At 72.8% G+C, this 23,773-nt stretch carries 22 protein-coding genes; 14 read left to right on the plus strand and 8 right to left on the minus strand.

Annotated elements, in window-relative coordinates; genetic code table 11:
• Positions 1-64: 64 nt before the first annotated feature.
• Together ABZ842_RS23680 and ABZ842_RS23685 are read left to right on the plus strand one after the other, a co-directional pair.
• Entirely contained in the window at positions 65-1,801 is a 1,737-nt protein-coding gene (locus ABZ842_RS23680; protein ID WP_361539980.1) for a radical SAM protein, read from the plus strand.
• A gap of 4 nt (positions 1,802-1,805) precedes the next feature.
• Positions 1,806-2,780: a Gfo/Idh/MocA family oxidoreductase gene (locus tag ABZ842_RS23685; protein ID WP_361539983.1), complete on the plus strand. Its 975-nt coding sequence runs from the start codon at positions 1,806-1,808 to the stop codon at positions 2,778-2,780.
• Positions 2,781-3,006: 226 nt separating this feature from the next.
• On the opposite strand, the gene ABZ842_RS23690 is transcribed toward ABZ842_RS23685, so the two are convergent.
• Entirely contained in the window at positions 3,007-4,191 is a 1,185-nt protein-coding gene (locus ABZ842_RS23690) for a hypothetical protein (RefSeq protein WP_361539986.1), read from the minus strand.
• A 206-nt stretch (positions 4,192-4,397) separates the two neighbouring features.
• Positions 4,398-5,183, minus strand: a complete 786-nt coding sequence (locus ABZ842_RS23695) for an alpha/beta hydrolase (RefSeq protein WP_361539989.1) — start codon at positions 5,181-5,183, stop codon at positions 4,398-4,400.
• A gap of 202 nt (positions 5,184-5,385) precedes the next feature.
• On the opposite strand from ABZ842_RS23695, the gene ABZ842_RS23700 reads away from it, so the two are divergent.
• The 4 genes from ABZ842_RS23700 (at position 5,386) to ABZ842_RS23715 (ending at position 8,467) form a co-directional block, all read left to right on the plus strand.
• Positions 5,386-6,588: a bis-aminopropyl spermidine synthase family protein gene (locus ABZ842_RS23700; protein WP_361539992.1), complete on the plus strand. Its 1,203-nt coding sequence runs from the start codon at positions 5,386-5,388 to the stop codon at positions 6,586-6,588.
• A 123-nt stretch (positions 6,589-6,711) separates the two neighbouring features.
• Complete coding sequence (locus tag ABZ842_RS23705; RefSeq protein ID WP_361539995.1) at positions 6,712-7,134, plus strand: GNAT family N-acetyltransferase; 423 nt, start codon at positions 6,712-6,714, stop codon at positions 7,132-7,134.
• Positions 7,131-8,195, plus strand: a complete 1,065-nt coding sequence (locus ABZ842_RS23710) for an HAD-IIIC family phosphatase (RefSeq protein WP_361539998.1) — start codon at positions 7,131-7,133, stop codon at positions 8,193-8,195. Before ABZ842_RS23705 ends, ABZ842_RS23710 begins: the two co-directional genes overlap by 4 nt.
• Positions 8,192-8,467, plus strand: coding sequence for a phosphopantetheine-binding protein (locus ABZ842_RS23715; protein WP_361540001.1), 276 nt, complete (start codon positions 8,192-8,194; stop codon positions 8,465-8,467). The genes ABZ842_RS23710 and ABZ842_RS23715 overlap by 4 nt, the downstream gene beginning before the upstream one ends.
• Before the next feature lie 296 nt (positions 8,468-8,763).
• On the opposite strand, the gene ABZ842_RS23720 is transcribed toward ABZ842_RS23715, so the two are convergent.
• From ABZ842_RS23720 to ABZ842_RS23730, 3 genes are all read right to left on the minus strand, one after another.
• Entirely contained in the window at positions 8,764-9,165 is a 402-nt protein-coding gene (locus ABZ842_RS23720) for an S-adenosylmethionine decarboxylase (protein WP_361540004.1), read from the minus strand.
• A 99-nt stretch (positions 9,166-9,264) separates the two neighbouring features.
• Positions 9,265-10,722: a class I adenylate-forming enzyme family protein gene (locus ABZ842_RS23725; RefSeq protein WP_361540007.1), complete on the minus strand. Its 1,458-nt coding sequence runs from the start codon at positions 10,720-10,722 to the stop codon at positions 9,265-9,267.
• A complete protein-coding gene (locus ABZ842_RS23730; protein ID WP_361540009.1) occupies positions 10,722-12,002 on the minus strand; it encodes an aminotransferase class III-fold pyridoxal phosphate-dependent enzyme in 1,281 nt (426 codons plus the stop codon). The genes ABZ842_RS23725 and ABZ842_RS23730 overlap by 1 nt, the downstream gene beginning before the upstream one ends.
• 498 nt (positions 12,003-12,500) lie before the next feature.
• Between ABZ842_RS23730 and ABZ842_RS23735 the strand changes: the two genes are divergently transcribed.
• A complete protein-coding gene (locus ABZ842_RS23735) occupies positions 12,501-13,229 on the plus strand; it encodes an SDR family oxidoreductase (RefSeq protein ID WP_361540268.1) in 729 nt (242 codons plus the stop codon).
• A gap of 64 nt (positions 13,230-13,293) precedes the next feature.
• The gene (locus ABZ842_RS23740) at positions 13,294-13,965 is read left to right on the plus strand and encodes a histidine phosphatase family protein (protein ID WP_361540012.1); all 672 of its coding nucleotides are present in this window, start codon (positions 13,294-13,296) and stop codon (positions 13,963-13,965) included.
• A gap of 105 nt (positions 13,966-14,070) precedes the next feature.
• Here ABZ842_RS23740 and ABZ842_RS23745 read toward each other — a convergent pair whose 3' ends face one another.
• The gene (locus ABZ842_RS23745) at positions 14,071-14,817 is read right to left on the minus strand and encodes a class I SAM-dependent methyltransferase (RefSeq protein ID WP_361540015.1); all 747 of its coding nucleotides are present in this window, start codon (positions 14,815-14,817) and stop codon (positions 14,071-14,073) included.
• A 324-nt stretch (positions 14,818-15,141) separates the two neighbouring features.
• On the opposite strand from ABZ842_RS23745, the gene ABZ842_RS23750 reads away from it, so the two are divergent.
• A complete protein-coding gene (locus ABZ842_RS23750) occupies positions 15,142-15,948 on the plus strand; it encodes a serine protease (RefSeq protein ID WP_361540017.1) in 807 nt (268 codons plus the stop codon).
• Positions 15,949-16,302: 354 nt separating this feature from the next.
• A complete protein-coding gene (locus ABZ842_RS23755) occupies positions 16,303-17,679 on the plus strand; it encodes an MFS transporter (protein ID WP_361540020.1) in 1,377 nt (458 codons plus the stop codon).
• A gap of 54 nt (positions 17,680-17,733) precedes the next feature.
• Here the strand turns inward: ABZ842_RS23755 and ABZ842_RS23760 are convergent, their stop codons facing one another.
• Positions 17,734-18,207: an Rrf2 family transcriptional regulator gene (locus ABZ842_RS23760; RefSeq protein ID WP_361540023.1), complete on the minus strand. Its 474-nt coding sequence runs from the start codon at positions 18,205-18,207 to the stop codon at positions 17,734-17,736.
• Between the two features lie 150 nt (positions 18,208-18,357).
• On the opposite strand from ABZ842_RS23760, the gene ABZ842_RS23765 reads away from it, so the two are divergent.
• The 3 genes from ABZ842_RS23765 (at position 18,358) to ABZ842_RS23775 (ending at position 21,758) form a co-directional block, all read left to right on the plus strand.
• Complete coding sequence (locus ABZ842_RS23765) at positions 18,358-19,113, plus strand: SDR family oxidoreductase (RefSeq protein WP_361540026.1); 756 nt, start codon at positions 18,358-18,360, stop codon at positions 19,111-19,113.
• A 74-nt stretch (positions 19,114-19,187) separates the two neighbouring features.
• On the plus strand, positions 19,188-19,853 hold the full coding sequence (locus ABZ842_RS23770; protein ID WP_361540029.1) for a hypothetical protein: 666 nt from the start codon (positions 19,188-19,190) through the stop codon (positions 19,851-19,853).
• A 159-nt stretch (positions 19,854-20,012) separates the two neighbouring features.
• A complete protein-coding gene (locus tag ABZ842_RS23775) occupies positions 20,013-21,758 on the plus strand; it encodes a hypothetical protein (RefSeq protein ID WP_361540031.1) in 1,746 nt (581 codons plus the stop codon).
• Between the two features lie 128 nt (positions 21,759-21,886).
• Here the strand turns inward: ABZ842_RS23775 and ABZ842_RS23780 are convergent, their stop codons facing one another.
• Complete coding sequence (locus tag ABZ842_RS23780) at positions 21,887-22,360, minus strand: carboxymuconolactone decarboxylase family protein (RefSeq protein WP_361540034.1); 474 nt, start codon at positions 22,358-22,360, stop codon at positions 21,887-21,889.
• 406 nt (positions 22,361-22,766) lie between these two features.
• Between ABZ842_RS23780 and ABZ842_RS23785 the strand changes: the two genes are divergently transcribed.
• Positions 22,767-23,756 carry an ABC transporter substrate-binding protein gene (locus ABZ842_RS23785; RefSeq protein WP_361540037.1) on the plus strand — a complete coding sequence of 330 codons (990 nt, stop codon included), beginning with the start codon at positions 22,767-22,769 and terminating at the stop codon, positions 23,754-23,756.
• Positions 23,757-23,773 lie beyond the last annotated feature (17 nt).

The raw sequence follows: 23,773 nt of genomic DNA on the forward strand, positions 1-23,773 counted from the left end.
GGTGCCGTGCGCGGCCACGAGAGGAACGTCAGCGAAGAGGAAGAAGAGGAAAAGGAGACGGGTCGTGTCGGATGTGCTCCTGCTGACCCCCCGGGAGATCCCCACCGGTGCCGCGAGCCTGAACAACCAGAACGTGATGATCAACGACGAGGAGTATCTGCGCCTGGACCCCGCGATGCGCCTGTTCTACAAACGCGTCCGGGAGAACCTGGGGGTGGCGTGCATCGCCGGCCACCTGCGCTCCTGCGGCCACACCGTACGGGCGCTGAACCTGCACGGGCGGCACCCGAGCGACGAGGCGATCACGGACCTGGTGCGGCGCGAGCGGCCGAAGTTCGTGGGCATCAGCATCATGTACGACCTGCACATCATCGATGCCGTACGGCTGCTGCGGTGCGTGCGACGGGCGGACCCGAAGGTGTTCGTGGCGATCGGCGGCGCGTTCTGCACGTACAACGCGAAGCTGATCGCCGAACGGATCCCGGAAGCCGACTGCGTGGCCTTCGGCGAGGGCGAGATGACCGTCGAAGGACTGATGGAGTGCCTGGCCGCGGGGAGGGACTGGCGCAAGGTGCCGGGGTTGTGGTTCTGGCAGGAGGGGCGGGTGCGCAGCAGCGGCCCGCCGAAGCTCCCGGACCTCACCAAGGAAGCCTGGCCGGCGCGAGACCTGCTCGTCCACCACCGCAAGACCGGCATCCCCACGCCGCGCGCCTCCACCTACACCAGCCGCGGCTGCCACGCCAAGTGCACCTTCTGCTACGCACCGAGGCAGCCCGGAGTCATCGGCAGCTACTGGCGCGTGCGGCCCGTCGAGGACGCCGTCGACGAGATCGAGTACCTGCAACGCGAGTTCGGCACCCGCTTCCTCTGGTTCAACGACGACAACTTCGGCGGCGCCTTCGACGCGGGCTACAACCACGCCGTCGGCTTCGCCGAGGAGATCCTCAGGCGCGGTGTGAAGGTCTCCTTCCACTGCGAGTTCCGGGTGGACACCGGGCTCATCGACCGCGAGGCGCTGCGCACCCTGCGCCGCGCCGGCATGGACCTGGCGCTGCTCGGCATGGAGACCGGGTCGCCGGGGATGATGAAGCGCTTCCGCAAGGGCACCACCGTCGAGTACAACTTCGACGCCGCCCGGCTGTTCAAGGAAGAGGGCATCGAGCTGGAACCCGGCTGGATCATGCTGGAGCCCGGGACCACCGTCGACGAACTCTGGGAGAACCTGAAGTTCATCGTCACCGCCCGGGTGCACGAGAGCGAGAACCCCTTCTTCCTCATCAACCGCGCCATCGCGCTGCGCGGCACCGAGATCTACGAGAAGGCCACCCGCTACGACATCCCCGACATCCCCGACATCGAGGGCCCCGCCCGCGACGTGCTGCTCCAGGCCCGCCGCGACTACCGCATCGAGGACGAGCGCGTCGAGCACCTGTGGACCGCCTGGAGCCGGATCTCGTCGGAGATCAACGACCGCAAGGAGAACGAGGTCCCCTTCCTCGCCCAGAGCATCGCCGACGCCGTCCGGGCCCGCCGCGGCCCCGGTACCGAACCGCTGCGCCCGCTGCTCGGCCGGCTGCGCCTGTGGGACCAGGGCCTCACCGGGCTGCTGGTCGCCTTCCTCAACGCCGGGCTGCTGATCGCCGACGAGGACCCGCCGCACCTCGTCGAACGGCTGGAGACCGAACTGCGCGCCATGGTCACGGCGTACGACCGCAAGCACCTCGGGCACGCCTTCCCGGACTTCGTCGTCGAGGTCGCCCGGGCCTGCGGCGAACACACCCTCGCGCAAGTGCGGGGCTGACCCGGTGGCCCCCGCAGCGCCGCCCGCCCCCACGGTCCGCGGGCGGCGCGTCCGCTTCGCCGCCGTGGGCTGCGGGCGCGTCTTCGAGCGCTACCACCTGCCCTGCGTCGACGCCCGCGACGACGTCGAACTCGTCGGCGTCGTCGACACCGACGTGGAGCGGGCCCGCGCCCTGACGGCCGGCCGTCCCGACGTGTGGACCGGTGACCGCGTGCAGCAGCTCATCGCGGCGACCCGGCCCGACGCGCTGAGCGTGTGCACCCCCAACGACGTCCACGCCGAGCCCGTGCTCACGGCCCTGGACGCCGGCGTCGCCGTGCTGTGCGAGAAGCCCCTCGCCGCCACGGCGGCCGAAGCCCGACGCATGGCGGCGCACCCCGCCGCCCATCTGCTCTCGGTGAACCTGCCCTTTCGCTGCCATCCCCTCGCGGGCCCCCTCGCCGCGGCGGCCCGGGCCGGTGTACGGAGCGTCACCGCTTCCGTCGCCACCCCGGGCAACCGGGTCTGGCGGGCGTACACCGCCTGGTACGGGGACCGGGCGCGGGCCGGCGGCGGCGCGCTCCTGGACCTGGGCCCGCACCTGCTGGACCTGCTGGTCACCGTCTTCGGCACCCCCGAGGTCCAGGAGTGCGAGGTGGACGCGCCGGGCGTGGAGGAACGCGCCCGGGTGGAGCTGTCGTTCCCCGGCGACCTGCCGGCGACGCTGCGGATCGACCGGGCCGCGCGCCGCCTGGACACGTCCGTCACGCTCACCACGGCCGACGGGGACCACGTACTCGACCTGCGCCGGGGCGAGTTCCGCCACGCGGACGGCACGGTCACCACCGGGTCCGGCCGACCGGAACTCGCGGCGGTCACCGCGTTCTTCGACCGCCTCACGGGCACAGCGGCGGCGCCGGCGGGCGCCGAGGAAGCGCTGCAGCTGCAACTGCTGGTCGAGTCCGCGTATGACCGCGCACGGCTGGCACCGCGCCCGTGAGCGCGCCGGCTGCGTTGGCCGCGCCGGCCGCGTTGGCAGGCGCGGTGGCGCCGTGGGGCGTGTGCGGTCATGGCGTCTGCGGCTCGTCTGTGGCTTGTCGCGCAGTTCCGCCCCCTACGCCCAGAGGGCGTGGGGGGACCCCCAGCGCCCCAAACCCTCCACCTCCAGCCCGCAGACAAGTGACGGGGGAACTGCGCGTCGTTGACGGCGCGGAGGGGGCTCCCTCCTACTTCTCTGTCTTCTCAGCGCACGCTGACCAGATCTCTGCCAGCAGCTCTGGGTAGTGCTCGCCGTAGGTGTTGACCGCATGCCATACCGCGTCCAGTGCCGACTTGAGCGGGGAGGGCTCGGCGGCAGCGAGCACTGCGGGGAGGGCGAAATGGGGCTGTGAGATCCGTTCGGGGGCGCGGGGCGTGCCGGTGACGTGGACCTCCACGATGGCGGTGTGCCTCACGTCTGCGGGCGGTGTCGGCGGGCGGTATGGCGCTCGCTCGGGAGGTGTCGCTTGGAGTACCGACCGCTCCGGGACGCAGGGGTCGCAGCGCAGGGTCTCCCACATGCGGGCCGTGTCGTCGAACGGCGGCGGGAGCGGACGTTCCTCTGCCAACTCGGCGAGCGCGTGGGCGACCCACGGCACATCAGTCAGGGCCGCCGCTTCGCAGGCCCGCCGCGCGGCCAGGAGCGCCACCGCACGCTGGGCCTCGGGACCTGCGGCATCGAGGGCGTGCACCAGGTGGCTGTCGAAGCGGAGCAGACCGAGGACATTGCTCTGGCGGGCACCGCGCAGCCCTTCGCTCGGTAGCCGTCCGCCCCACTCCCACTGCTCGTGGTGCAGCCGCTGCTCCTCGGCGGCCCGTTGCTCCTCCTGGCGGGCGACGTACTCGGCCTCGGCGCGCTGCTCGGGGGTGGGCGGGGGCGGAAGCTCGCGCGCGTAGCGGTGCCAGTACGCGGCGTTCTGCGAGGTCTGGCGGATCACGCGGTCGGGGCCGGGCGGGGCGGGCCAAAACTGCAGGAGGTAGCTTTCTGCTGGTGGATCTTCGGGCCCTCTGGTGTCGAGTTCCCGTCCTTCGTCCATTCCTTGGGCGCAGTACCGCACCCGGTAGTCGGTCAGGGTGAGGTCGAGGTCCCACGCGGCCTCGCCCGCCCACTGCACCAAGCTGGTGCGTTCCGACACCGGTCGGAAGGACGCCTCGACCACGTCCTCCCAGCCCGGGTCCAGCGGGGGCGCTACGTCATGGATCTCCACGGTGAAGTCGACGTTGCCCGTGTGTACTGCGGTGACCAGCCAGAGCGCGCCCGGGACCGCGGCCCCGCACAATCCGACGCTCTGGCCTGCGAATGCCTCGGAGAGGTCTGGGTTCGTGTGGTCCGGATCGCTCTGGACGTAGATCTGTCCGTAGTGAACGTGCACCTTGCCTGTGACCGGCCTACGCACAACACACCCCCGTCGTCGAGGACGGCCTCGGGAGTCTGCCGGGCAGGCCGTCACATGCCCCGCATCATGCTGCAAGCCACTGACAACGGGGCCAACGGGGCCAACGGGGCCGACGGGGCCGACGGGGCCGACGGCGCCGCAAGGCTGGGCACATGACCGACTTCGGGGGCCGGTAAGGCGCCCTAGGCAAGGAACGGCAGCACCTTCGCATCGAAGCGGTCCGGGGCGTCCCGGTGCACGTAGTGCCCCGCGTCGACCGCCGCCATCCGGCCGTGCGGCACGCGCGCCGCGACCTCGGCCAGCAGGGGGCGGGGGACCGGGCTCGACAGGCCGCCGCTGATCACCAGGGTCTGCGCGGTGACGTCCGCCAGGGCGCGCCACCAACCCGCGTCGGCGCGCCGCAGCTCGTCGATCATCGGCCGCACCGCCGTGACGTCCAGCCCGCCCGATCGGCGCAGCGCACGGAAGTCCCGGTACAGGGCGATCACCTGCGCCCGACTGTCCCCGCTCGGGCCGCGGGCCGCGAGTTCCGCCTCCGCCGCGGCGTCCCGCGGAGGCGGCGGGGTGTCCTCGATCACCAGCCGGCGCACCCGCGAGGGCTGGCGCTGGGCGAGGAGCCAGCCGATGTGGCCGCCCATCGAGTGGCCCACCAGGTCGACGTCGGCGAGCCCGTGCCCGTCGAGCAGCGCCACCACGTCCGCGTACATCGCGGCGAAGGAGTAGCCGACGGATCGGGGGCTGCGCCCGTGACCGCGTAGGTCCGGGACGTACAGCAGACGCCCCCGGGCGCCCAGTTCGGCGGCGAGCCGGTCCCAGCTCGCGCCCGTCTCGCCCAGGGCGTGCAGCAGTACGGTGGGGCGGCCCGACGGGGCGCCGGAGACCCGGCAGTGCAGCGGCAGCGCGGCCCCCCGCGCCCCCGGCGGCAGGTCCGTCGTGCCCTGACTTGTCCGAGCACTGTCATGCGGCACTCCGCGATGGTACCCACGGCGCCGTAGGATGCACACGGAGTCAGGGCGCCGCGGCCGAACGCGCACCCGCCGCGCACTCGCCGTGCACCCGCCGACGGGCGACACGGCGACCGATGCGACGAGCACGATGCGTGACCACCGCCCCTCACGACACCGAACAGCACGACGCACACGAAGAAGTTGCCGACCCGGTGAGGACGTCATGGTGAGCAAGGCCGCCCCGCAACTGCGCCCGTCCCCGGGGGCGGTCCTGTACGAGGTCGCCGACGCGGTCGGCCTCCAGGAGGGCGCCCCCGGAGTCCGCGGTGTCCTCGCCGCCTTCCGCCGCCTCGGCGCCCCCGCCGTGCGCGACGTCAGCCGGGCCACCTCGCTGCCCGTGCCGCTGGTCGCCGCGGTCGCGGGCGAGTTCCGCAAGCGGGGCCTGCTCAGCAAGGAGCGCCCCTCCCGCCTCACCCCCGAGGGCACGGCCCTGACCGCGGAGCTGGGGATGACCCTGGAGCTGTCGGCGCTCTGCACGTCCTGCGAGGGCACCGAGTACGTCATCCCCGACCGGCTCCAGGGCGCGGTCGAGGAGCTGCGCGAGATCATGGCGGCCGGCCCCGCGGTGGACCTCGCCCTCGACCAGTCGCACTGCACCGCGGAGACCAAGGTCCGCCGGGTGCTCGCGCTGATCGACGCCGGACTGCTCCCCGGCAGCTCCCTGGTGCTGATCGGCGACGACGACCTGGTGTCCCTGGCGATCGGCGTCGTCGGCAAGGCCCTCGGCATCCAGCTCACCTCACGGCTGGCCGTGGTCGACATCGCCCCCCAGTTCCTGGACTTCATCGCGGACACCGCCACCGGTCTCGACCTGCGCGTCGACCTCACCCAGCACGACCTGCGGCACCCGTTGCCGCAGCGGCTGCGCAGCCAGTACGACGCGGCCATGACCGACCCGCCGTACACCGCCGAAGGCGCCCGGCTCTTCCTGTCCCGGGCCGTGGAGGCGCTCACCGACGGGCCCGCCCGCAGCATCTTCTTCTCCTTCGGCTCCAAGGGACCCAACGACATGTTGGACGTCCAGCGGGAGATCATGGACCTGGGCCTGGTCACCCACTCCTTCATCCGGAACTTCAACGCGTACGAGGGCAGCGGCATCCTCGGCGGCACCGGCTTCTTCCAGCACCTGCTCACCACCGACGCCACCGGCCTCGCCGACGTCGACGAGTACCAGGGCCCGCTCTACACCCGCGACAAGCGCCGCCGGGCCCGTGAGTACCGGTGCACGGAGTGCGACGCCCGCTACGAGGTCGGCCCCGGCGCCCCCCACGCCTCGGTCACGGAGCTCCAGCAGGCCGGCTGCACCGCCTGCGGCGGCACCCGGTTCCGGCCCGGCACCCTGGTCGCCGAGAGCACCGAGGGCTGACGTCACCCGGGGCCGGGGCCGCCGCGGCGCCCCTGGTCACCGACGGCTACAATCGAGGGCATCATGCAAGGTGATTTTGGCGGTATCACGGTCCGCAGGGCCGAAGAGCACGACGTTCCTCGGATGGCCGAATTCGAGGTGGAGATCGCGAAGATCTCGTTCGCCGACGAAGCCATCACGGACCCCGCGGTGCACGAGAAGAAGCTCCTCAAGGCGATGACCCGCACCCGCGACGGGATGCTGGTGGCGTGCCGTGGCGACGGGCCGGCCGACGGCTGGCTGTGGATCACGGTCAACACCAACGCCATGAGCGGCGCCCGGTACGCGAACTTCCGCTCGCTGGCGGTGGCGGACGTCCCCGAGCGCACCGAGATCGGCGAGCTGCTGCTGGAGAAGGGCCTGGAGTTCGTCCGGTCCGAGGGCGTGGAGGAGGTCGTGGGGAAGGTCCACGTCCGGAACGTGCGGATGCGCACCCTCTACCGGAAGTTCGGCTTCGAGTCCACGCACCTGACCATGCGGCTCCCCTCGGCGGGTACGCAGCAGTGATCCCCGACGACGCGGTCGTCAAGTGCGTCGTGTGGGACCTGGACGACACCCTGTGGGACGGCATCGCCCTGGAATCCCCCGACGGCACCCTGCCGACCCCCCGGCCCGAGGTCCTGGAGCTGGTCGACCGGCTGTCCGCCCGCGGGGTGCTCAGCAGCGTCGCCAGCCGCTCCGGCCCCTCCGTCCTGGCGCAGCTGCGGGCCGACGGGGAGCTCGCGGGCCGCTTCTTCGCCCCGCAGGTCGCCTGGCACGACAAGAGCGAGTCGCTGCGCCGCATCGCCGCGGAGCTGGGAATCGGCCTCGGGTCCCTGGTCCTCGTGGACGACAACCCCTACGAGCGCGCCGAGGTCCGCGCGGCGCTGCCCGAGGTGCTGACGCTCGCCCCCGAGGACGCCGCCGGACTGCTCGACCTGCCCGCCCTGGACCCCGCCGGCCTCACCGAGGAGAGCCGGGGCCGGGTCGCCCGCTACCGCGACGAGGCACGCCGCAAGGAGGCCGAGGAGACCTTCGCCGGCTCCCGGGAGGACTTCCTGCGGTGGTGCGGCATGCGCGTACGGCTGCGTACGGCGCGTCCCGCGGACGTCCCGCGGATCGTGGAGCTCGCCGCCCGCACCCACCGGCTGAACTCCAGCGGAATCCAGCTCGACACCGCCGCGGTGCGGTCGATGGTCGAGGCGCCCGACTGGTTCCTGCCCGTGGTGGAGCTGACGGACCGGTTCGGCACGTACGGCATGGTCGGCACCGCCGTCGTCGCGGCGGCCGACCCGGACGCCTGGGACGTACGGCTCCTCACGCTGTCCTGCCGGGTCGCCGGCCGCGGGGTGTCCGCGGCCTTCCTGCGCTGGCTCCTGGAGCGGGCCGGTGCGGCGGGCGCGCCGGCCGTGCGCACCCCGGTGCGCATCGGCGCGGACAACATGGAACTGCGGCTGCTGCTGCGCCAGTTCGGCTTCCGCGCCGAGCAGGACGGCAGCGCGCCGCTGGTCACCTTCGCCCGTGCGACCGACGGGCCCCTGCCTGAAGCCCCTGCCTGGATCGAGTGTGAGTACGGAGCCGCGTCATGACGTCCGCTGAGCCACGGGACGCGCTGGAGCAGGAGATCCGCGGGCTGATCGCCCGCGCCGTCGGCGTCGACCGGGCGCAGATCGACCGCCTGCCCGCCGACACCCCCCTGTTCGGCCCCGAGGTGGGCCTGACCTCCCTCGCCGGAATGACGCTGCTCGCCCTGATCCTGGAGCGGTACGGCGTGGACGTCGCACTGGAGGACCTGAACCTGGACGCGCTGGAGTCCATCGCGAAGCTCAGCGCTTTCGTCACCCACCACCGCGCTGACTGACCATCGCCGCGGTATCCCTGCGGGTGCGCTGGACTCTGCGGCCCGGTGGTGGGTTCCTCCCCCTGTGCCCAGGGGCATGCGGAAACCCCTAGCGCCTGACCCCACGCCGTTTCCCTGCGGATGCGATGTTTCCCGCGGCCCGGTGGTGGGTTGTTCGCGCAGTTCCCCGCGCCCCTGGAACCCTGCCCTCGGCCCGCAGACAAATGACGGGGTCGGCACCACAGGGGGCGGAACTGCGCGAACAACCCCCACCGGGCCGCAGAGACCAATGCTCCCGCAGGGAAGCGGCGGCTACGTCAGCGCACGGAGCGGTGCAGACGGGAGATGTTGATCCGTTCCGGCTTCAGCGCCGCCTCGATCTCGGAGATCATCAGCTCGCCGTTGAGCCGGCCGTAGGCCAACAGGTCGATGTTGGCGAGTCTGAACTCCGGCCAGGTGTGCACGCACAAGTGGGAGGCGGACAGCAGCAGCATCGCGGTGACGGCGCCGTTGGGGAAGACGTGTGACGACTCGGCGAGTACGGTCGCGTTGCCCGCGTGGGCCGCGCTGCGGAGGATCGACCGGAGCGCTTCCTCGTCGGTCAGGACGGTGGGGTCGGTGACCCAGACCTCGACCGCGTAGGAGCAGAGTTCGCCCTCGATGATCTCGACGACGTCGCTCGACGAACCGTTGACGGCCGTGCCGTGCTCTGTGGACATCGCGCCAGCCTACCGCCGGGCGTCAACTCCGCACAGCGGCAAGGGACATGAAGATCGTCGACTTGCCCCGGTCCCGGCCGGGCCCCCGGGCGCGCCCCCTCACGTGCCGCTTCCCGGCGCGCCGGCCGGGGCGGGTCTGATGACCTTCCCCGTCTCGGTCGTCGCCAACTCGGCAACGGCGCGGTACAGATGGGGGACCCGGGAGTCGGACAGGCGCTCCCGGCAGAAGCGGTCGAGGGCGTCCAGGTCGACCGAGTCCGGGGTGACCGTGGCGCTGATCCGCTGCCCGAGCACCGCATCCGCCACCCCGGCCACCAGACACGAGGCCACCTGGGGGAACGCCAGCAGCACGGCCTCGACCTCCTCCGGGCTGACCTTGTCCCCGGCCACGTTGATGCAGGTCGACAGGCGGCCCTGTAGGACCAGCGCGTCCCCCTCCCAGCGCCCGAGGTCGCCGGTGGTGAAGCCGCCGAGCACGGGGGAGTCGTCGATCGCCCCGCCCTGTGCGTATCCGAGCATCATCGACGGCGAGACCACCGTCACCAGCCCCGACCGGCCGCCCCCGGCCCCGCGGTCCGCAGGCGGGGCGAGGGTGACCGTGACGCCGGGGAGCGGGACGCCCGGCGTTGGCGTGCCCGACCGCCACGGCCGTGGTGCCCGTACGCAGATCGGCCCGGTCTCCGTGGTCCCGTACACCTCGCCGACGTGGCCGCCGAGGCGGGTCGCGATCGATGCGGCGGTGTGCTCGTCGAGCGCCATGCCGGCGGAGAGGAAGCCGACGGCGCGGGCGTCGCGGGGGTGCTGGCCGGGGCGGCTCGCCTTCGCGAGCACCCGCAGCAGCGGCGGCACCCCGACGAACAGCGTCACGTCGCCGGCCGCCACCTCGCGCAGCAGCACCCGCGGCCGGCCCGCGTCCACACAGTGCAGCCGCGCCCCCGCCAGCGGCGCCGCCAGGGCGCACAGCCCGAAGCCGTACGCGTGGTGCAGCGGCACCGGGGACAGCAGGACGGCACCGGGCCGAAGGCGCAGCGCCGCGCGGTAGTGCTCCGCCTCGGCCAGCAGGGCGGCGGCGGGGCGCAGCGCGAGCCGGGCGCTGCCCGTGGTGCCCGAGGTCAGCTGGGCCGTGGCCGCCGCTTCGAAGGCCGGTCGCGGCCCGCCCGCGCCGCGGCTCAGGGTCCGCCCCGGCCGCAGGGCCACGGGGGAGCGGAGCGTCAGGGGCGAGTCGTCGGGGGCCGCGAGCCACACCAGCGGTGCCTGCGCCTGGAGCCGTGCCAACTGCCAGGGCGTGCAACGGTGCGACAGCGGCACGGCGACCGCACCGACGGCCACCGTCGCGAGGACGTCGGCGATGAACGCGGCCGGCGGCCAGGCGACCGTCCCCACCAGCTCGCCGGGGCCGACGCCGTGCGCACGGAGCGTCCGTACGGTCGTGTCGACGAGCGCCACCAGCTCGCCGGCGCCGGTGCTCCCCGTGTCGTCGCCGACGAGCGGGGCGTCCCCGAGGGCGGCGGCCCGCTCGCGCAGCAGCTCGACGAGGGCGGTGCGCGCCGTCGCCATCAGAGCCCGGCGAGCGCGCGGCGCAGCGCGCCCGTCGCCTTGTCGACGACGTCCCGGGTGTGGGCGGTGCTCAGGAACCAGGGCTCCAGCGGGTTCGGATGGAAGTACAGGCCCTCCTTCTGCGCCAGCGTCTGCAACTTGCGGTGCGCGGAGGGGTCGACGGCCGCCGCGAGGGAGCGCAGGTCGCCCGGGTCCGCCACGGGGGACCTGAGCAGGGCCACCGACAGCAGGCTGCCGACCCTGGTGATGTGCACCGCCCGCTTCTCGGTGGCGAACACCTCCCGCAGACCGTCCTCGGCGTACCCGCCGACGGCCTCCAACTCGTCGTACAGCTCGGGCAGGGAACTGATCTTGGTCAGGGTGGCGACGACCGCGCGCAGCGCCGCGTGGTTCCCGGCGTAGACGCCGGCGTGGTACGCCTCGTTGTTGGCGAGCATCCGCATGGCGTGGGCCCGGCCGCCGAAGGCGGCGACGGGGACGCCCCCGCCCATCACCTTGGACAGCACCGTGAGGTCGGGCTCGACGCCGTAGCGCTCCTGGGCGCCGCCGCGGGCCACCCGGAAGCCGGTGATCACCTCGTCGAAGACCAGCATCGCGCCGCTGTCCAGGGTCAACTCCCGCAGGAGTTCGAGGAATCCGGGCGCCGGCGGGATCACCCCCGCGTTGACCAGGACCGGCTCCAGGATGACCGCGGCGATCCGGTCGCCGTCGCGGGCGAAGAGCCGACGGGCGGCTTCGGCGTCGTTCCAGGGCAGTTGGGCGGTGTGCGCCAGGGCCTCGGGGACCATCCCGGGGGCGCCGGGCACGACGTCCGACGGGGTGCTGCCGGCGACGGCGAGGGCGGACTTGCCCGCGCGCAGGACCGTTTCGCTCCAGCCGTGGTAGTGCGCTTCGAAGGTGACGACGAGGGTGCGGCCGGTGGTGGCGCGCGCCAGCCTCAGGGTGGACGCCACCGCTTCCGTACCGGAGTTGGCGAACCGCACCTGCTCGACGCCGGGCACCAGGTCGGCGATCAGTCGGCCGGCCTCGAAGTCCAGTTCGTGGGGGAGGCCCGTCATGTGGCCCTTGGTGAACTGGTCGGCGACGGCGCCGAGGACCTCGTGGTCCGCGTAGCCGAAGATGTGGGGCCCGTATCCCATATTGACGTCGATCAGTTCGCTGTCCTCGACGTCCCTGATGAAACAGCCCTCCGCGCTGCGGACGACCAGGGGCACCGGTATGGCGGCGGCGCGAAGGCTGCTGCTGACGCCGCCGGCCACCACGCTCCTGATGCTCTCCAAACACTCGGCATTCGATGATCGAACAACGTCCCTGGCGCTCACAGAGAACCTCCGACCTCGACCCACGTGCGGAGACCACAGAGTCCCGCAGACCTCTGGCAAGCGACAGGGTCCCTTGTCGGATTGGCCGAATTACGGGGGGTGGTTCGGCGCCGGTCGGGACTGGCACGATCGGCGCCGTGGATTGTGCGAAAGCGGAGCCGGCAGAGGGGGCGGAGCAGGCAGGTGGGCGAAGCAGCTGACGGGATGGGCGGGGCGGCCGGGGAATGCGCGGGGACGAAGGGGGAAAGTCATGACAGGGGAAATGGCGGGCGGGGCGTGACGGGGGAATGCCGGGACGGGGGAGGGGCGGGGCCGGAGAAAGTCGGAACGGGGGAAGCGGCGGCCGGGGAAGTCGTCGAGGGGCAAGCCGTCGCCCGGGCAGCTCCCGCCGGGGAAGCTTCGGAAGGGGAAGCTTCCGACGGGGGAGCCGCGACGCCGCCCCGGCCCGTCGCGGTGGTGACCGGCGCGGGCTCGGGCCTCGGGGCGGCCGTCGCGGTGCGCCTGGCCGCCGCCCACGACCTGGTCCTGACGCACCTCGCAGCCGATCAGGGCCTCGCGGACACCGTCGAACGCGCGACGCGCGCCGGCGCGGACGTCCTCGCCACGGTCGTCGGCGATCTGACGCAGCAGGAGACATTGGACACGTTCGACCGGACCGTCCGCGCGCATCGGGAGCGGCTGGAGGTGCTGGTGTGCAACGCCGGTGCCTATGAGTACCGGCCCTGGTCGCAGACCAGCGGGGCCGACGTACGGCGGGCCGTGGACGTGAACCTGATCGCGCACATGGCGTGCGTCCGCTGCGTCACCCCGCATTTGGTGGCCCGGGGCTTCGGCCGTATCGTCGCCGTGTCCACCGTCCTGACCCGTACCGGTCGAGTCGAACTCGTTCCGTACATCGCGGCGAAGGGCGGTCTTGAGGCGTTCGTCCGGGCGCTCGCCCGTGAACTCGGTCCGCACGGCATTACGGTGAATTCGATTCGTCCCGGCTCCATCGAGTTGAGTTCTGACCAAAGGTCCCACCCCGATTATCCGGCTTGGCGGAAACGCGAGTTCGCACGCCAGTGCATACAACGGCACGGCAGCCCGGGCGATGTGGCGGCGGCGGTGGAGTTTCTGGTATCCCAAGATGCTGGGTTCATCACCGGACAGAGCCTCGCCGTCGACGGCGGCTGGCATCTCGACTGAATGCCGGTGCCGAATTCCCGGCCCCTGGAAATCCGCACAAGCAGATAAAAGGAAAATTGCACGAATGGCGCACGACCATGAATTACCGACCCGAGTAAGACTGGTACGACACGGGCAGTCCCACGCGAGCGTGCAGAGGATCGTCGCCGGGGGCGACACCTGCCTGGGACTCACCGACCGCGGCCGTGACGAAGCGGCCCGACTCACCGTCCGGCTGCGGTTGGAGCACGATCCGCCGCACACCCTGCTGACCAGCCCGATCCTCCGGGCCCGCCAGACCGCCGCCGTCCTGGCGGACGGCCTCGGACTCGGTGCACCGCTCGTCGAACCCGGTGTGCGGGAGCTGGACTTCGGCGAGGCCGACGGGCTCTCGACCGAGGAGTACGCCCGCGTCCACGGCACGTTCGACATAACGGTCCACCGCGACCGGCCCTTCGCCCCCGGCGGGGAGAGCTGGTCCGCGTTCACCGGTCGGGCGCGTCGGGTGATGGACGACCTGGCCGCGCGCCACCGCGGCGACGACGTCATGGTGGTGTGCCACGCGGGCTTCGTCGTGGCGGCGACCGTCGGACTGCTGGACGTGCCCCCGCCGGCGCTCTTCTCGGACACCTCGCCGGCGACCACGTCGATCAGCGAGTTCGTCCACGACGGCGCGGAGTGGAGCCTCTTGCGGTACGACGACTCGGCCCATCTCGTGGAGCCGTCCTTGGAAGGCTCGTGCGGACCCGCTTCGTGACGGAGCACGTCGGCGGACGAAGGGGCCGCGCCCGCCCCGGCGGCGGGTGCGGCCCCCTCTCACGCCCCGCGGGCTCCCCCCTCTTTCACCTTCGCGCCCGCTGCGTCAGCGGGCCATCAGCGCGAAGACGCCCCAGCCGAGGTATTCGCGCTCGTGTTGCACATAGCTCGCGGGGGCGGTGCGCAGCGCATGCCGCACCTGCGGCGCCATCGCGTCGTCCGGGTTCTCGTCGAGCCAGCGGCGGAGGTTGAACCACTGCGCCGCCCGGTACCTGTCCCAGCTGTCCTGGTCGGCCAACACCATCTCCACGACGTCGTGGCCGAGTTGTCCGAACTGCTCGATCAACCCGGCCAGCGGCAGGTAGTCGGAGGGGTCGGTGGCGTGGCACGCCTCCACGGTGGCCCGGTCGGGCGGCTCCCGCCGCCAGTGCGGATGGCCGATCAGCAGCAGGCCCCCGGGGCGCAGGCTGCGGCCGAGCAGGTCGACCGTGCCCGGGACGCCGCCCCCGATCCAGGTGGCGCCCAGGCACGCGGCGACGTCCACCGGCTCGTCGGCGACGTACCCGGCGGCGTCGTCGTGGACGAAGTCGACCCGGTCAGTCACGCCCAGCTCCACGGCGCGCGAGTGCGCGCGGGCGGTGAAGACGGTGCTGATGTCCACCCCCGTGCCCGTGATGCCGAGGTCGCGCGCCCAGGTGCAGAGCATCTCCCCGGATCCGCTCGCGAGGTCGAGCACCCGTGCCCCCGGCCTCAGCCGCAGCGCCCGGCCGACCGTCGCCAGCTTCTCGGCCGTGATCGGGTTGTGGATGCGGTGACTGCTCTCGCGGATGGTGAAGATGCGCGGCAGATCCACGTGACGTGTCCTAACGGATGGCAGAGGTAGATGGCAGATGACGGATAACAGATAACGGATAACAGATAACGGATGTATGGGGTGTGGGGGTACATCCGTAACACATGGGGCGGCCGGTGTCGGGGCGATCGGGAGGTGGCGCGCGGGCGACGAACGGTTTCGGCGCGTGGTGTAGCGGGCTCCCTCCTCGGCAGGGGGGAGGGCGCTCGTACGACGGGGGTGCTGGCCGGATGGTGCCGTGGAGCCGCGGCGGAGAGGCTTGATCACGTCGACGACCCCCTGGTCGTCCGTGACCCTCGACGCCCGACATCCAGAGGTGTTCCTGTGCAGAGCCCGAAGCCCCCTCGCCGCCGCTCCGTGCGTACCGCGGTCGTCGCCCTCGTCGGCGCGGCGTGCCTCGCCGCGAGCGCCGGCAGCGCCACGGCGATCGTCGGTGGAGAGGACTCCACCCAGCGCTACTCGTTCATGGCGTCGATACCGGTGTCCGCCACGGGCATGCCGGACGGGGTGTGCGGGGCGTCGCTGATCGACCGCCAGTGGGTGCTGACGGCCGCTCACTGCCTCGACCCGGGCGTGGGCGTGACGCCGCAGGGCACCGTCCGGATCGGCAGCGAACACCGCAAGTCCGGCGGTACGGTCCGCACCATCGAGCGCACCGTGATCCATCCCGGCTACGTCAACGGGCACAACCTGAAGGCCAACAAGGACGACGTGGCCCTGGTGAAGCTGGACCGGCCGGTCGCGCAGAAGCCGATCCGGATCGCCGAACGGCCCGGCCGCCCCGGCACCCCGACCCGACTCCTCGGCTTCGGCACGACCATCGACACCCCGATGGTCTTCGCGGAGCGCCTCCAGCAACTCGAAACGCGCCGGGGAGCGGAGGAGGAGTGCGCCCCCGGATACGCGGACGAGACCCGGCTGTGCACCATCAGCCGGGTGCCGGACGCGATGGCCTGCCACGGCGACTCCGGCGGCCCCCAACTCCAGCGCGGCAAGGGTGGGCGCTGGGAGTTGATCGGCGTGACCTCCGGCCCCGGCGCCCCCGGGGTGCCCTGCTCGCAGGGGCCCGGCCTCTACTCCAGCGCACCGGCGTACGCGGACTGGATACGGGACACCCTGGGCCGGCGCTGAACGGCGGCCGGCGCTCGACGGCCCACCCCGGACGTCCGGACGCGGCCCACCCCGCACGTCCGGACGGCCGGAGTGGGCCGCGCCCCCTGGTCGCCCCCCGACCGCTCCCACTCGCCCCCTCGGGCTCCCCGGCCGCGCCCCCACCCGTAAATGCGTTGTGCAGGTACGCCGTTGGAGCCCTTTCGCCGGTGTCGAAGTTGACCGGGCGGCCGTCGGCGGCGGGCGGGAACGGGGCCGGGATCGTGGCAGCAAGTGAACCGGCGATAACGGAAGGGGCGTGCTGCGCAGCCTCCGGGGCCGTGGTTACTGCTGATTCACTTCACTGGAATCGGGCCACGTTCCAGGGAGGCACCCATGGCCGTCGATCAGCATGCGGCACCCGGCTCCGAGCCCCACGCGTCCAAGGCGGTCGACCAGGGCTCGACCGCCCACCGCCGCAAGGCGTGGATCGTCCTGGCGCTCCTGGTCGGGTTGATGCTCGTCAACTTCGCCGACAAAGTCGTCGTCGGCCTCGCGGGCGTCGGGATGAAGCAGGAACTCGGTCTGAACGACCGTGACTTCGGCTTCATCCAGAGCAGCTTCTTCTGGCTCTTCTCCCTCGGATCCGTGCTCGGCGGCTGGCTCGGCGGGAAGGTGCGGGCCCGCTGGCTGCTCGCGGGCGTCGCCGCGCTGTGGGTGCTCAGCCTGGCGCCGATGGCCTTCCAGGTGGGTTTCACCACCATCGTGGCGTGCCGGGTGCTGCTCGGCTTCGCCGAGGGGCCGACGACGGCGCTGGCGATGCAGGTGGCGCACTCCTGGTTCCCCGCGCACCAGCGCGCCGTGCCCAGCTCGATCGTGGTCGCCGGCGCCGGACTCGGCCCGCTGATCGCGGCGCCCGTGCTGACCTGGGTCATCAGTGAGCACTCCTGGCACGCGGCCTTCGGGGTGCTCGCCGCCTTCGGCGCCGTCGTGGTCGTCCTCTGGCTGATCGGCGGCGACGCGGGCCCCGAGTCCGCCGCCGCGGAGGAGGCGCCCGACGGCGGGACCGCCGCGGTGGTGCTGCCCCGGCGGGTGCCGCTCGGGAGCCTGTTGCGCACCGGGACGCTGATCGGTGCGATGCTGCTGTTCTTCGTCGCGTACGCCAACACCGCCATCAAGGTGAGCTGGCTCCCGCTGTACCTGGAGGAGGGGTTGGGGTACGACGCGACGACCGCGGGGAACCTGGTCGCCCTGCCCTACCTCGGCAGCGCCACCGCCGTGATCACCGTCGGGTTCTGGTCCCGCTCGCTGACCGAACGCGGGGTCAGCAACCGCGTCACCCGGGGCGTGCTGCCCGCAGTCATGGTGCTGGGCTCCGGGGCGTGCGTCATCACCTACTCCTCCCTGGACCGCGGCCCGCTCCAACTCGTGCTGCTGGTGCTGAGCGCCTGCCTGAGCGCGGCCGGCTTCGGGGCCGGCTTCGCGGGGCTCTCCGACGTCGTCCCCGCACTCCAGCGCGGTGCGGTCTTCGGCATCGTCACCGGGTTCTACAGCGCGGCCGGGATCGTCGCCCCGATGGTGATGGGCAACATGGTGGCCGCGGGCCACACGCGGGCGGCCGGGTACGGCGACGGCTTCCTGCTGCTCGGTGTGTTCATGGCCGTCGGCGCGGTCGTCGCGCTGCTGCTGATCCACCCGGACCGGGACGCGCGCAAGCTCGCGCAGCAGGGCCGCGGCGCGACGATCGGCCGCCCGCGGGGCCCCGTCGTCTGAACCCGTCGTCTGAGCCCGTCGGACCTGTGGAGCCCGTGGAGCCCGTTGTCGGGGTCACGACGGCTTCGACAGCAACTGCCGGGTGCGGGCCGGCACCTGCGGCGGTAGCGTCGCGACGACGTCGTCGAGTGTGGTCGCGGCGAGCGAGGCGCGCCACGCCTCGTGCGCCTCGGCCATTTTCGCCGCGAGGACGCACGGCGTGAGGCACGCCTCCGGCGGCGCCGCCCCTCGCCCCTGCTGCCGGATCTCCCGGCACTCGTAGGGCGACGACGCGCCGTCCACGGCCTCGACGACGTCCAACAGGGTGATCTCCTGCGCGGGTCGCGCCAGCCGGAACCCGCCCCGCGGACCGGTGGCCGCGCTCAACACGCCCGCCTTCACCAGCGACTTGAGCTGCTTGACGAGGTACGGCGCCGGCAGGTCGTAGTGCGCGGCCAACTGGACCGCCGACACGCTGGCACCCGGTTCGAGCTGCGCCAGGGCGGTGGCGCAGTGCAGAACCCATTCCGTACTCACTGGCAGCTTCACGGAAACGATTCTATCGTGGACATCGCGGGTCCATATAGTCTTCAATGGTGAGCGTCGCGGCAGCCGCCACCGCACAAGTCGCCACGTCAGACGTCGTGCCACCGGCGGCCGTTGACCGGCATTCGACCGAACCGAAGGAGACAACGTGCCATGAGGATCGCCATCGCCGGTGCCACCGGACACATCGGCTCCCTCACCGCAGCCGCCCTCGAAGGCCAGGGCCACGAGGTCGTACGGATCAGCCGCTCGCTCGGCGTGGACCTGACGACCGGCGCCGGCCTCGACGACGCCCTCGCCGGCGTCGCGGCCGTCGTCGACGCCACGAACTGCGCGGCGACGGACCGGGACGAGGCGGTGGCGTACTTCGGCACCACCACCCGCACCCTGCTCGCCGCCGAGGCGCGCGCCGGCGTCCGCCACCACGTGCTGCTCTCCATCGCCGCCGTCCACCGCACCGAGGGCAATGCGCACTACGCCGGCAAGCGGGAGCAGGAGCGGCTGATCGCCGAGGGACCCGTGCCGTGGACGATCGTGCCGTTCACCCAGTTCCACGACTTCGCCGAGATGGTGGCGGGGTGGGTGGAGCGGGACGGCGTCGCGCCGATCGCGCCGCTGCTCGTCCAGCCCATCGCGCCCGCCGACGTGGCTGACGTGCTCGCCGAGATCGCGGCCGGCGAACCGAAGGGGCGGTACGTCGACGTGGCCGGGCCCGAGACCCAGGACCTCGTGGACATGGCCCGCCGCACCCACCACGTGCGCGGCCGGACGGTGAAGCTGGTGCCGACCTGGTCGGGCGGCGTCTTCGGCCCCGCCATGGCCGGCGAGGTCCTGCTGCCCGGCGCGGACGCCCGCATCGCGCCGACCACCTTCGACGAATGGCTCGCCCAGCAGCACGGCCAGGCGTGACCGGGGCGTACTCACGAGGAGTCTGAGTACCCAACCCCAGGCGGGGCCCGGGCGGCGCCTCCTACGCTCCGCACATGTCCACGCCGCCGTCACCGCCCCCGCCCCCTCCCGCCGGCCCCCGCCCCGGCCAGGGCTGGCCGCCGCAGCCCGCCCGCGGAGCCCGGCGCCGGCCCCTGCGGGCGGTCCTGTGGAGCGCGGGTGCCCTCGCCGTCGTCGCCCTGGCGGCGGTCGGCCCCTTCCTCTGGCGCGGCACCGCCTATCCGCAGGTGTCACCCGACGCGGTCGGCGCCCGACTCCACCAGCAGGCCGTGCAGGCGTACGACGACGTGGCCCTGCCCGGAAGGCCCGCGGTCGACCCGACCGCCCGGGCCGGCACGTGCTCGTACCGCGGGCTGCGCGGGCTCGTCCACCTCGACGAGGGCCAGCCCGGCGTGCACAGCTTCACCCTCTCCTGGCAGGCGCCGGACACGTCCCGCGAAGACGCCGGCGCCGGACAACAGCGCGTGCGCCAGCGCCTGGAGCGGGCGGGCTGGGAACTCGTCAGCGACGGCGTCGCCGCGGACCTGAGCATCCGCTACCGGGCCCCGAACACCGCCGACACCGTCGACGTCACCTGGTACGAGCCCACCGGAATCCTCGCCGTCTCGGTCTCCTCGACGTGCGGTCGGGTGCCCGAAGGGTTCGACGAGGAGCGCTGGGCCGCACAGGCGTGGGACAAGGGCGTACGCGACGGGGCGTGAGCGACGGGCGTGAGGGGCGCCGCGGCACGGGTCTTGAGGAGTTGGCGGCGCGAGGCTTCCGGACCGGGCGCTGCGTTGCGTATCGTCCCTGGCCGGAGCTTGCGGTCCTTGCGGTCCTTGCGGGCGCGCCCGGCGGACCGGTGTCGTGGTGGGGGCCTGATGACGGATGCAGAGGGACAGCACTGGGGCCGGCCGGCGTGGGGGCGGGAGCCCGCCGCCACGGCCCTGCTGGCGTGGCTGGCGGACCCGGCGGCACCCCGACTCTGCCTGGTGACGGGCAGCGCGCACAGCGGCAAGTCGGGCCTGCTGGCCTGGCTCGCGGGCCACGGGATGCGCCCCGGCACCCCCGCGGCGCGCCGGGTGCACGCGACGGCGCCGCTGCGGGGCGCGGGGGTGCGCGGCGCGGTGTGGGAACTGGCGGGGCAGTTGGGTCTTGTCGCCCGCGCCCCCGCCGAACTGGTCGCCGCGCTCGCCGCCGACGAGCGCGCCGCAGTGCTCGTCCTCGCCGACCTGGACACCTCGACCACACCACAGGAACTGCTCGAACTCGTCGAAGCGCTCCTGCCGTTGGCGCACGTACGGCTCCTGGTCGAAACCACCACCGGCAGCCCGGCGCACGCCCGGCTCACCGCGCACGCCCCCGCCGTGATGGACCTCGACGACGCCCGCTGGACGGACCCCGTACGACACGAGCAGTGGCAGGCCGCCGCCCCGGCCGCGCCGCCCGCCCCCGCACCCCGCCCCGCCGCCGAATTGGACCCGGCCGATCCCGCACGGGTCGTCGCAGCCGACCCGCTGGCCGTCACCACCGCGTACGAGACCACCGACGAGGACCACGGCGGGCTGCGCCGGGCCTGGTTGCGCGCGGGGCAGGCGCTGACCGCCGAGGGCGACCCGGCGGTGCGGGCCCTGGTGCTGCGCGCCGCCCTCGGTGACGGTGCAGACCCGCGGCTCGCGGGGGAGTTGGCGGCGCTCGCCGAAGGCGCGCCGTGGCGGCTGGTGTGGAGCCGGGTGCGCGATGACCTCCTGCCGCCGTGGCCCGGCCCCGTCGTCGCCCTGGCCGCGGGGTACGGCGTACTCGACGGCCGGCTGCTGACGCTGGACCCCCTCGGCGCGGTGCGTTCCCTGCGGACGGCCGATGCCACGGCGCTCGGGCGGCTGCCGCGGGCGGTGCCGCAGGCCACGGCGGTGGCCGCGCTGGGCGACGGCACGGTGCTCACCCTGGACCGCCACGGCGAACTGGCCCACCACCGCGACCTGGCGGTGTCGAAGGCCACCGGTCTCGCCGCGCTCGTCGACGACGGCTCCGCCGCGCTCGTCGAGCGGATCGACGCGATCGGGCGCGCGTTCACCCGCCACGGGGCGCGGACCCTGGCCGCGGCGAACGGGCTGCTGGCGGCGGGGGACGCGGCCGGCGGCGTCCACGCGTCCGCCCTGTCGCCCGGGAACGGCCCGGGCGCCGGCGAGCACGGCGCCGTGCTGCACGAAGGGCCGGTGACCGCGGTCGCCGTGGCGGAGTTGGTCGGTGGTGCGGACGGCGGCGGGACGCCGATGCACCTGCTGTACAGCGGGGGCGCGGACGGTCGGGTGCGGGCCTGGGGCCCGGCGACGGACCCCATGCCCGCCCCGGTGGTCGAACGGGCGGGGATCCCCGTCGTCGCGCTCGCCGCCGGGCTCGCCGCGCACGGCCCCTGGCCCGCGCTGGCCGTCGCCTGGGCGGACGGCCTGGTCGAGTTCCACCCCCCGTACGAGAGGGGGGAGGGCGACGGCGGCGGGAGCGGGCGCGCCTTCTTCCGCCCGGGCCCGCCCGTACGCGCCCTCGCGCTCACCCCGGGCGGGCAACTCGTCGTCGGCATGGACGAGATGACGGTCTGTCTGGAGCCCGCGGCGCAACGCGACGGATGACCGACGGTCGCGGCCCACGGGCAGGCCGCGCGCCCCACGAGCAAGCCCCGGGGTCCGTGAGCGGGTCCCCGGGGCGTGGCTGCTGCCGATGCGTCAGTGCCGCCGGCGGGCGGTGCCGGGCGCTGCGCTCACGCGAACTGGCCGACCTCGTAGCTGCCCGCCGGGTTCTGGACGATCACGTTGACCCGGTTGTACGCGTTGATCAGCGCGATGAGGGCGACCAGCGCGGCGAGTTGGCCCTCGTCGAAGTGCTTGGCGGCGCGCGCCCACACCTCGTCGCTGACGCCACCGGCGGTGTCGGCGATGCGGGTGCCCTCCTCCGCCAGCTCCAGCGCGGCGCGCTCGGCGTCGGTGAACACCGTGGCCTCCCGCCAGGTGGCGATCAGGTTGAGTCGGGTCGTGGTCTCGCCGGCGTGCGCAGCCTCCTTGGTGTGCATGTCGGTGCAGAAGCCGCAGCCGTTGATCTGGCTGGCGCGGATCTTCACCAGCTCCTGGGTGGCGGTGGGCAGGCCCGCCGCCGCGACGGCCTTCCCGGCGGCGTTGATGTGCTTGAAGACCGCAGCGGTGGTGGGGCTGGTGAAGAGGTTGAGTCGGGCGTCCATGGTTGCGCTCCCGGGTCGTGGTCGATGCCTACACCCGTATGACCCGACGGCTGGGACCGATGTGACACCCGCGGTTGTGACCTGCGTCTCAGGCGGTGAGCGTCGGCTGACGACCCGGGAAGACCGCCGGCCGTCAGTCGCGCAACCAGCCGTACCCGCCGGGACGCCCCGTGCGGCTCGCCCGCCGTTCGTCGAGGTCGGGGCGGTGTTCGGGGTCGTTGGGGTGGGCATTGATCTCGGAAATACTTAGGTTAGGCTAAGCGAAGTCTCAAGCGCTTCTCGGGACCGTCATATGCCGTGCTGCCGTGCTGCCGTCGTGCCGTCGTGCTGCCGTCAGGTCGTGCTGCGCGACGTCGACTGCCCTTTGGTCCCCATCAATCGCCGTTCGTTCAAGGAGCTCCCCGCCGTGCGTTCCGCCCGCCTTCGCAAGTCCATCGTTCTGACCTCCGCGGTCCTGGCCACGGGTCTGGTGCTGAGCGCCTGCGGTGAGTCGGACAAGTCGTCGGGCTCCGGCAAGAGTCAGGGCGAGGTCAAGGTCTCCACCGCCAAGGGCGAGGTTGGGGTGCCGCTCAAGCCCGCCCGGGTCGTCGCCCTCGACAACACCTCGTTCGCCACGCTCAAGGCGCTCGGCGTCAAGCCCGTCTCGGTGCCCAAGCAGCTGCTGCCGAAGGAGGGCTACGACGACTGGAGAAACGATTCTTCGATCCAGGACGCGGGCATCCACCACGAGCCGAAGTTCGAGGCCATCAACGCCAGCGAGCCGGACCTGATCATCGGCGGCTACCGCTTCAGCGAGCACCACGACAAACTCTCCAAGATCGCCAAGACGATCGACATCGCCCCGTCCGACGAAGCCAAGGGGGGATACGTCAACTCCCTGAAGGGGCAGACCGAGACCCTCGGCAAGATCTTCGGCAAGGAGAAGGAGGCCAAGGAGATCGTGACCGCCCTGGACGGGGCGCAGAAGTCGGCCGCCGGCGCCACCAAGGGCGAGAAGGTCTTCCTCGGCGCCGCCAGCGCCGGCAAGATCGACAACGGTGCCAGCCGCATCGGCCGCCTCACCCAGCCGCTGAACCTGAAGAACGTGCTCAGCGCCGACGGCGAGAAGAGCACCTCCGTGCACGACAACTCCGGGCTGGCCCCCGAGACCATCGCCAAGCTCAACCCCGACTGGCTGATCCTGCTCGACCGCGACGCCGCCGTCGGCGCCAAGGAGGGCACCACGGCCGTGCCCGCGAAGAAGGTCGTGGACAGCATGGAGGCGTGGGAGAAGACCACCTTCCGCACCAAGGACCAGGTGATCTACCTGGACAACGACTTCTACCTGACCGAGGGCATCCAGGCGTACACCGCCGCCTTCACCCAGGTGGCGACCGCCTTCGGCAAGGCCGGCTGACCCCCTTCCCGTCGGTG

The organism is Streptomyces sp. NPDC047315, from assembly GCF_040643215.1.
In the GTDB taxonomy this organism is placed as follows: Bacteria; Actinomycetota; Actinomycetes; order Streptomycetales; family Streptomycetaceae; genus Streptomyces.